The 7,831-nt window shown below is 60.1% G+C and carries 6 protein-coding genes and 4 tRNA genes; 2 read left to right on the top strand and 8 right to left on the bottom strand.

What is annotated here, in order from left to right:
- Positions 1–24: 24 nt before the first annotated feature.
- The 4 genes from EGI20_RS15420 to EGI20_RS15435 all read right to left on the bottom strand — a co-directional run bounded on the left by EGI20_RS15420 (position 25) and on the right by EGI20_RS15435 (position 373).
- Positions 25–101 (bottom strand) — tRNA-Asp (locus EGI20_RS15420).
- 8 nt (positions 102–109) lie between these two features.
- Positions 110–185: transfer RNA gene (locus EGI20_RS15425), tRNA-Val, on the bottom strand.
- A 27-nt stretch (positions 186–212) separates the two neighbouring features.
- Positions 213–289: transfer RNA gene (locus EGI20_RS15430), tRNA-Asp, on the bottom strand.
- An 8-nt stretch (positions 290–297) separates the two neighbouring features.
- Positions 298–373: transfer RNA gene (locus EGI20_RS15435), tRNA-Val, on the bottom strand.
- A 226-nt stretch (positions 374–599) separates the two neighbouring features.
- On the opposite strand from EGI20_RS15435, the gene EGI20_RS15440 reads away from it, so the two are divergent.
- Complete coding sequence (locus EGI20_RS15440) at positions 600–1,565, top strand: acetyl-CoA carboxylase carboxyltransferase subunit alpha (protein ID WP_124734327.1); 966 nt, start codon at positions 600–602, stop codon at positions 1,563–1,565.
- Position 1,566: 1 nt separating this feature from the next.
- The gene (tilS, locus tag EGI20_RS15445; RefSeq protein WP_498632496.1) at positions 1,567–2,856 is read left to right on the top strand and encodes a tRNA lysidine(34) synthetase TilS; all 1,290 of its coding nucleotides are present in this window, start codon (positions 1,567–1,569) and stop codon (positions 2,854–2,856) included.
- 15 nt (positions 2,857–2,871) lie between these two features.
- On the opposite strand, the gene EGI20_RS15450 is transcribed toward tilS, so the two are convergent.
- From EGI20_RS15450 to EGI20_RS15465, 4 genes are all read right to left on the bottom strand, one after another.
- Positions 2,872–4,221, bottom strand: a complete 1,350-nt coding sequence (locus EGI20_RS15450; RefSeq protein ID WP_498632498.1) for an MFS transporter — start codon at positions 4,219–4,221, stop codon at positions 2,872–2,874.
- 57 nt (positions 4,222–4,278) lie between these two features.
- A complete protein-coding gene (locus EGI20_RS15455) occupies positions 4,279–5,547 on the bottom strand; it encodes a NupC/NupG family nucleoside CNT transporter (RefSeq protein ID WP_498632499.1) in 1,269 nt (422 codons plus the stop codon).
- Between the two features lie 154 nt (positions 5,548–5,701).
- Positions 5,702–5,881 (bottom strand): cbb3-type cytochrome oxidase assembly protein CcoS, encoded by a 180-nt coding sequence (gene ccoS / locus EGI20_RS15460; RefSeq protein WP_498632501.1) that lies wholly within the window; start codon positions 5,879–5,881, stop codon positions 5,702–5,704.
- The coding region (locus tag EGI20_RS15465) for a heavy metal translocating P-type ATPase (RefSeq protein ID WP_498632503.1) at positions 5,881–7,831 on the bottom strand (1,951 nt) is incomplete at its 5' end. The genes ccoS and EGI20_RS15465, both read right to left, overlap by 1 nt.

Raw genomic sequence — 7,831 nt, forward strand, 5'->3', positions numbered from 1 at the left:
AAGGGGTATTACATTTATAACTGTTGGCGGAGTGGACGGGACTCGAACCCGCGACCCCCGGCGTGACAGGCCGGTATTCTAACCAACTGAACTACCACTCCATAAACCTTGGTGGGCGCTGACGGGATCGAACCGCCGACATTCTGCTTGTAAGGCAGACGCTCTACCAACTGAGCTAAGCGCCCTGAAAAGGGTATTACATTTATAACTGTTGGCGGAGTGGACGGGACTCGAACCCGCGACCCCCGGCGTGACAGGCCGGTATTCTAACCAACTGAACTACCACTCCATAAACCTTGGTGGGCGCTGACGGGATCGAACCGCCGACATTCTGCTTGTAAGGCAGACGCTCTACCAACTGAGCTAAGCGCCCTTAAATTCTGTTCCGTTGTCTGCTGTTTTGTTTGCAGTGCAACTGAGGAGGCGAATTAAACCATAGGATGATTTGCCGCGCAAGCCCTATTGTGAAATTAATTCTATTTTGTGCGGTGTTTGGGGAATTAGCCGGGTGCGTCCTGCATCTTGTCCGACACGAATAGTGACGTTGACGCCGGTCGACGGTATCATTTGCCGGTTCCGCATATAAGGAAGAAGCAAGAATGAAGACGACCTTTCTCGATTTTGAGCAGCCAATTGCCGAGCTCGAGAACAAAATAGAAGAGCTGCGCTTCGTGCAGGATGATTCCGTGCTGGATATTTCTGATGAAATAGAGCGCCTGCAAAAGAAAAGCCTGGAGCTGACCAAGTCCTTGTATGCCAAGCTGACGCCGGCTCAGGTGTCGCAGGTCGCACGTCACCCGCAGCGTCCTTATACCCTGGATTATCTGAACAGTATCTTTACTGATTTTCAGGAACTGCATGGCGATCGCGCTTTTGCCGATGATCATGCGATCGTGGGTGGCATGGCGCGCTTTAATGGCCAGGCGGTGATGGTGATCGGCCAGCAAAAAGGGCGCGGCACCAAGGATAATATCCACCGCAATTTCGGCATGCCAAGGCCGGAAGGGTATCGCAAGGCTTTGCGCCTGATGAAGCTGGCCGAAAAATTCGGCATGCCGGTGATCACCTTTATCGACACGCCGGGCGCCTATCCGGGCATCGGTGCCGAAGAGCGGGGCCAGTCCGAAGCTATCGGCCGCAATCTGTACGAGATGGCCAAGCTGCGCGTGCCGGTGATCTGCACGGTGATCGGCGAGGGCGGTTCGGGCGGGGCGCTGGCTATTGCGGTCGGCGACAGTGTCAATATGCTGCAATACGCGACCTACTCGGTGATTTCGCCTGAAGGCTGCGCTTCCATCTTGTGGAAGACCGCCGAGCGCGCACCGGATGCGGCGGAAGCGTTGGGCATTACCGCGCATCGCCTGAAATCGCTGGGCCTGATCGACCGTGTGGTCAGCGAGCCGGTTGGCGGCGCACACCGCGACCATGCTGCCATGATGGCGGCGCTGAAGCGGGTATTGCAGGAAGAACTTAAAGCCCTGACTGCACGCAGTCTGGATGAATTGTTGAAAACGCGTTTTGACCGGTTGATGAGTTATGGACGCTACAAGGAAGATGCCGCCTGATTTGCTGCAGCGCCTTCTTGAAAGCTGGCCGGACGCCTTGTCCGGCCAGTGTCGTTTGGAGCTGGGCCTGTCCGGCGGGATGGACTCCATGGTGCTGCTGGACTTGTTGGTGCAGGCGCGTGCACGGCTGGGCTTTGCCCTGTCGGCGGTGCATGTGCATCACGGCCTGAGCCGGCATGCCGACGAGTGGGCCGAGCGCTGCCGGGCCGTTTGCATGTCTTACGGGGTCGAGTTGCGTATCGAGCGCGTGCAGGTGTCGGTGTCCGGGGGCGAGTCGCTGGAGGCCGTGGCGCGGCGCGAGCGTTATCGCGTGTATGCCGCATCAAGCGCGGATGCGCTGGTGCTGGCCCATCATCAGGATGATCTGGCCGAGACCGTGTTGCTGCAACTGTTGCGCGGGGGCGGGCCGCGCGCACTGGCGGCCATGCCGGTGTGGCGCATGCATGAAAAAGTCGGTTTGTGGCGGCCCATGCTGGCGGTGCGGCGTAGCCAGATCGAAGCTTATGCCCAAGCGCATCATCTGGTATGGGTGGAAGACGAGAGCAATGCCGATACGCGCTGGCGGCGCAATTTGCTGCGCCATACGGTCTTGCCCGAAATCGCGGGCCAAATCCCGCATTACCGCCAGCATCTGGCCCGTTCGGCCGCCTTGTGTGCCGATGCCGCAGATATCCTGCGCGAAGTGGCGTGTGCCGATCTGGCTGCGGTAAACACCGGGGGGCGTTTGGCCATGCCGGCTTTTGCCACCTTGTCCTGTGCGCGCCAGCGCCAGTTATTGGCGTACTGGTGCGAGCAATTGGCGCTTGGCCAGCCTGCGCCGTCGGCTTTGGAGCACTTCCGTCAGCAGTTGCTGGGTGCGGCGGCGGCCGCTTCACCTTGTCTTGCGCTGGATTCGGGTGCTTTGGTGCGCTATCGCGGCGAAGTCTGGGCATGCCGGCAAGCCCCAGAGTGCGCCGAGGTCAAGCTGACCGGCCTGACTCTCGGCTCGGATGTATTGCCGACGGGCTGGGCGGGGTACTTGTCGCTCACGCTTAAGTCCAGCGGCCTGCCTGTGGACTGGCTGGCCGGGGAGTTGCGGTTGCAGCCACGCCAGGGCGGGGAGCGTCTGGCGCAGTCTGTCGGGCGCAAGCCGGTCAAGACATTGCTGCAGGAGGCCGGTTTGCCGCCGCTGCTGCGCGAACAATGGCCACTTTTGTATCGCGGCAAGGAACTGGTCGCCGTGCCGGGGGTGGCCATATCGTCTGATCATCTGCAAACAGACGGCTGGGTGCCGCAGTGGACGCCTGCTTGAGTGAAAAGTGCAGCGCTATGCCTGGCGCTGCAAACGCCTAAGCCAGCCAAAACGCTCGTGCCAGATGCGTGGCGCGCAGGCGATCAGGTGCAAGGTCGCCAGGATATTGAGCAAGGCTACGCCCAAGAGCAGGATGGCGATATTGTCGACCAGCATCAGGCACACGGCACTTGCCAGCGCCGCGATCACCATATACAGACCGTTGATGATATTGTTGGCGGCAATCGCTTGCGAGCGAAAGGCATCGGGGCTGGCTAGCTGCAGCCAGGTGTAAAGCGGTACGGTAAAAAAGCCGCCAAAAAAACCCAGACCGGAGATGGCAATCATGACCCGCCAGTGTCCCGGTGTCCGCAAATAGTCTCCCAGACCCACCAGTTCGCCACGGTAGTGGCCCAGTGCGGCAAGTGCCAGATCCGCGCCGAACAGACTCATGCCCAGGCTGCCGACCAGAACCAGCCCCAGTTGCAACCGCCCCTGCGACAGTTTGGCGCACACCACCGAACCCACGCCGATGCCGATGGAAAACAGCGCCAGCATCAAGGTGTAGACATTGGCGTCGCCCCCCAGATGCAGGCGGGTGAAGGTCGGCAACTGGGTGGTGTAAGTCGCACCCATCAGCCAGAACCAGGAAATGCCGAGTATGGCGGCGCGTACGTCGCGCAATTGCCAGGCTTCGCGTATCAGTGTCAGCGTGTCGCCGGCGATATTGGCCGACAGTTGGATATCCGGCGCGGCCGGCGTCGCCGGCGGCATGGCGCGGCTGATGCCCAGGCCTGCGATGGCCACGGCAAAGGTGGTGGCGACGATGGGCCAGGGGCCGCCTTGTACCAGCAGGCTGCCGCCGATCTGGCCGATCAGGATGGCAAGGAAGGTACCCATTTCAATCAGGCCGTTGCCGCCGACCAGTTCGCCGTCTTTCAGGTATTGCGGCAGAACCGAGTATTTCAGCGGGCCGAAAAAGGCCGAATGCACACCCATCAGAAACAGCGCGGCTAGCAGCAAGCCTGCGGATGACAGCACAAAGCCGGCACCGGCCAGCAGCATGATGCCGACCTCGGCCAGCTTGATGGCGCGCGCCAACTGGGCCTTGTCGATTTTTTCCGACAGTTTGCCGGCACTGGCCGAGAACAGGAAAAAGGGCAGGATGAAAACGCCGGCACAGATATTGACCAGTTGCTCAGGCTTCATGCCGGCAAACGACAGGCCCTGATAGCTGATCAGCACCACAATGGCGGTTTTCAGCAGGTTGTCGTTGAAAGCGCCGAGAAACTGTGTGCCGAACAGCGGGAAAAAGCGTCGCGTGGCAAAAAACGAAAAGGAAGCCTGCACAAGGGTGTCCGGACGATAAAAAAGCGGAAAGGGCATGGTAGCCGCTTCCCGCTTGTCTTGTCAGCCTCGCTTTACACGGGCTGTGGCTTTTCATCAGAAAATCGACATCCACAAGCCGGCGATGGTTGCGGTCATAAAGCCGGCCATCACGGCAGCGAGGAGCGCACGCAGGCCGATTTCTGCCAGCGTTTTCTGCTTGGTCGGTGCCAGTGCGCCAATGCCTGCGACCGAAATACCGATTGAGCCGAAGTTGGAGAAGCTCGATAGCGCAAAGGTCGAGATCAGGATGGCTTGTGGCGACAGGGCGCCGGCTTCCTTGAGCTTGGCCAGATCCAGATAGGCGATGAATTCGTTCAGCACGATTTTCTGGCCAATCAGGGAGCCTACCTGCAGGCTTTCGGCCCAGCTTACGCCCATCATGAAGGCGAACACGCGGAACACCTGACCGAACAGATATTGCAGTGTCAGACCATCAAAGATGCCGCCGGTCGAAGCCTTGATCATTTCGTTGACGCCCAGCGCCGCGCCGATGCCATCCATCACCAGGAAGTTGAATAGGGCGATCAGCGACACGATGGCGATCAGGATGGTGGCAATAGCCGAGGCCATCTTGGTGCCGTCCAGTGCGCCGCCGACAATGGCACTGATGAAGGTGCTGTCTTCGGCTTCTTCGGCTTCGCGCTTGTCGCCCGACTCATGGTCGTAATCGGTTTCCGGGAACATGATTTTGGCGAACACGACGGCGGCCGGTGCATTCATAAACGACGCGGTCAGCAGCAAGGTGGCGAAGCGGGCCTGCTCGGCCGGGTTGTCACCGCCAAGGAAGCTGACATAAGCGGCCAGTACGCCGCCCGCCAGGGTCGACATGCCGGCAACCATCACGCAAGCCAGTTCCGATTTGGTCATGTGCTTGATGTAAGGACGGATCAGCAAAGGCGCTTCGGTCTGGCCCAGAAAGATATTGCCGGCAACGGTCAGGCTTTCCGGCCCGGACAGCCGCATGGTGCGCTTCATGAACCAGGCAAGGCCGGCCACGACGCGCTGCAGAATGCCCAGATGGTAGAGCAGGGCGGTCAGCGCCGAGAAGAAGATGATGACCGGCAGCACGACAAAGGCGAAGATAAAGCCCATCTTGGCCGGGCGGGCCAGATCGCCGAACACGAAGGTTGCGCCTTCGCTGGCAAAGGACAGAACCTTGGCAAAGCCGGTGCCGACCGCGTTGAAGACCTGGTTGACAGCCGGTACATAGGTGATGAGGATAAACAGCGCGCTCTGGATCAGCAAGCCGGCGCCAACGGTGCGCCAGTTGATTGCCTTGCGGTTGGTGGAGGCCGCGTAGGCAACGCCGATCAGAAACAGCATGCCAATGATTGCCTGGAGAGTATTCACTGGGTGTGGCCTGTGCGTAAAAGGGTTTTGGAAAAACGGCGGATTCTACACCAAGCGTAATGCGCTTTAGCGGCAAGAAGGCTCTTCCTTATCCTTTTAGTACATTGCGTTTCTATTTTTTAGTAAATCATTCTTTTGGCGTAAATTTTTCTGGTGTGCTATGCGCACTATCGTCATCCATCATCACCCGGTGTGCCGGTCCTTCCAGGTCGTCGAACTGACCGGCGCGCGTTGCCCACCAGAAAATGCCGCCGATCAGAAAAGCCAGTACCAGGCTCATGGGTATCAGTAAATACAGGCTTTCCATCAGCTTTTCCTCTTGTTCAGGCGCAGGGCATTACTTACCACCACCAGCGAACTGCAGGCCATGCCCAGGCTGGCGATCCACGGCGTGACATGACCGCTCATGGCCAGTGGCAGGGCCAGCAGATTGTAGGCGGCAGCCCACCACAGGTTTTGCCGGATAATGGCCAGCGTCTTGCGGGCGAGGGCGAAGGCATCAGGCAATAAGGCCAGCTGGTCGCCCATCAGAATCATATCGCCGCTGGCGGTCGCGACATCGGTGCCCCCCCCCATGGCGATGGAAACGTCGGCCTGCATCAGCACCGGCGCGTCATTGATGCCGTCGCCCAGCATCACCACCTTTTTGTCTTGTGCCTGCAGTGCTCGCACATAGGCAAGCTTGTCTTCCGGTGTCGCTTCCGCCTTGACATGGTCTATGCCCAGTTGCGCAGCCAGATTGTTGCAGGCAGTCAGGGCATCGCCGGACAGTAAATGAACTTTGAGTCCCGCCTGTCTGAGTGCCGTCAGCATGGCTTTGGCATCATCGCGCACGCGGTCGCCGATGGCAAACAGCGCCAGTATCCCTTGCTCATCGCCCAGTGCAATTACGGTTGCACCATCGTGCCAGCCTGCACTATTGACGCTGGCGCTGCCTGACAGGGCGGCAACAAAGTCCGGTTTGCCCAAACGGTAGCGCTGTCCCTGAACAATCCCTTGCACACCCTGGCCGGCATGGTTGTCCAGTTGTTCGCATCGGGCAGCTTGCGGCGCGGCAGCCAGTATGGCGCGTGCGATCGGGTGTTCCGATCCGGTTTCGAGGCCGGCAGCCAGCGCGAGCAGTATGGCTGGGTCGCGTCCGTCCAGCGCCTGGGTCGCAATCAGGCGCATATCACCATGGGTCAGGGTGCCGGTTTTGTCGAACACCACATCGCTGGCGCGGGCCAGGGTTTCCAGCGCATGGCCGCGGGTGGTGAGGACCCCATCCAGTGCCAGACGTCCGGTGGCGGCTGTCAGCGCAGCCGGCGTGGCCAGCGACAGGGCGCAAGGGCAGGAGATGACCAGCACGGCTACGGTAATCCATAGCGCGTGTTCGGGGTCATGCGGATACCACCAGGCAAACGTCGCGACCGCCGCCAGCAGCAAGGCCAGTACAAACCAGCCGGCAAAACGGTCGGCGATTTCTGCCAGTCTCGGTTTCTCGGCCAGCGCCTGATCCAGCAGACGCACAATGCTGGCCAGCCGCGTGTTCTGGCCGGTACCGGTAATGCGGACATACAAAGGGCTGGCGGTGTTGACGCTGCCGGCAATCAGCGCATCGCCCGCCTGCTTGTCAAGCAGACGGCTTTCGCCGGTCAACAGTGCTTCGTTTAACTGGCTATGCCCCTCCAGTACGCAAGCGTCGGCGGGTACGGTTTCGCCGGGGCGAATCAGCAGCACATCGCCGCAAGAGAGCGTCGCGGCAGCCGCTTCGTGGGTCTCGCGCGATTCGGGCCAGGCGCTGAGTTTATGGGCGAATGCCGGAATCAGCTTGACCAGCGTTTCGGCCGCAGCGCCGGCCTCGCGCCTGGCAATGCCCTCAAGATAGCGCCCGCCCAGCAGCAGGAAAACGAACATCGACACCGAATCGAAGTAAATGCCGTGTTCTATATGGTTCAGCAGGGCATACAGGCTGGCAAAGAAGGTGGTCAGTATGCCTATGGTGACCGGCGTATCCATGCCCACTCTATGCCGCTTGAGATCGCGCCAGGTGGCTTGATAAAAGGGAACAGCCGAATAGACCATCACCGGCAGGGTCAGGATCAGGCTGGCCCAGTGCAGCATCCACAGGAAGTTGGGCTCGATTTCGCCATCCGGGGCGAGGTAGACAGGTACGGCATACATCATCACCTGCATCATCGACAGGCCGGCCACCCAGAGCCGGTTGATCGCCTGTTTGCGCTGTTTTTGCTGCAGCGCTTCCTGACGGGCGGCGTCG

The sequence above is a fragment of the Aquitalea sp. S1-19 genome, from assembly GCF_024343515.1.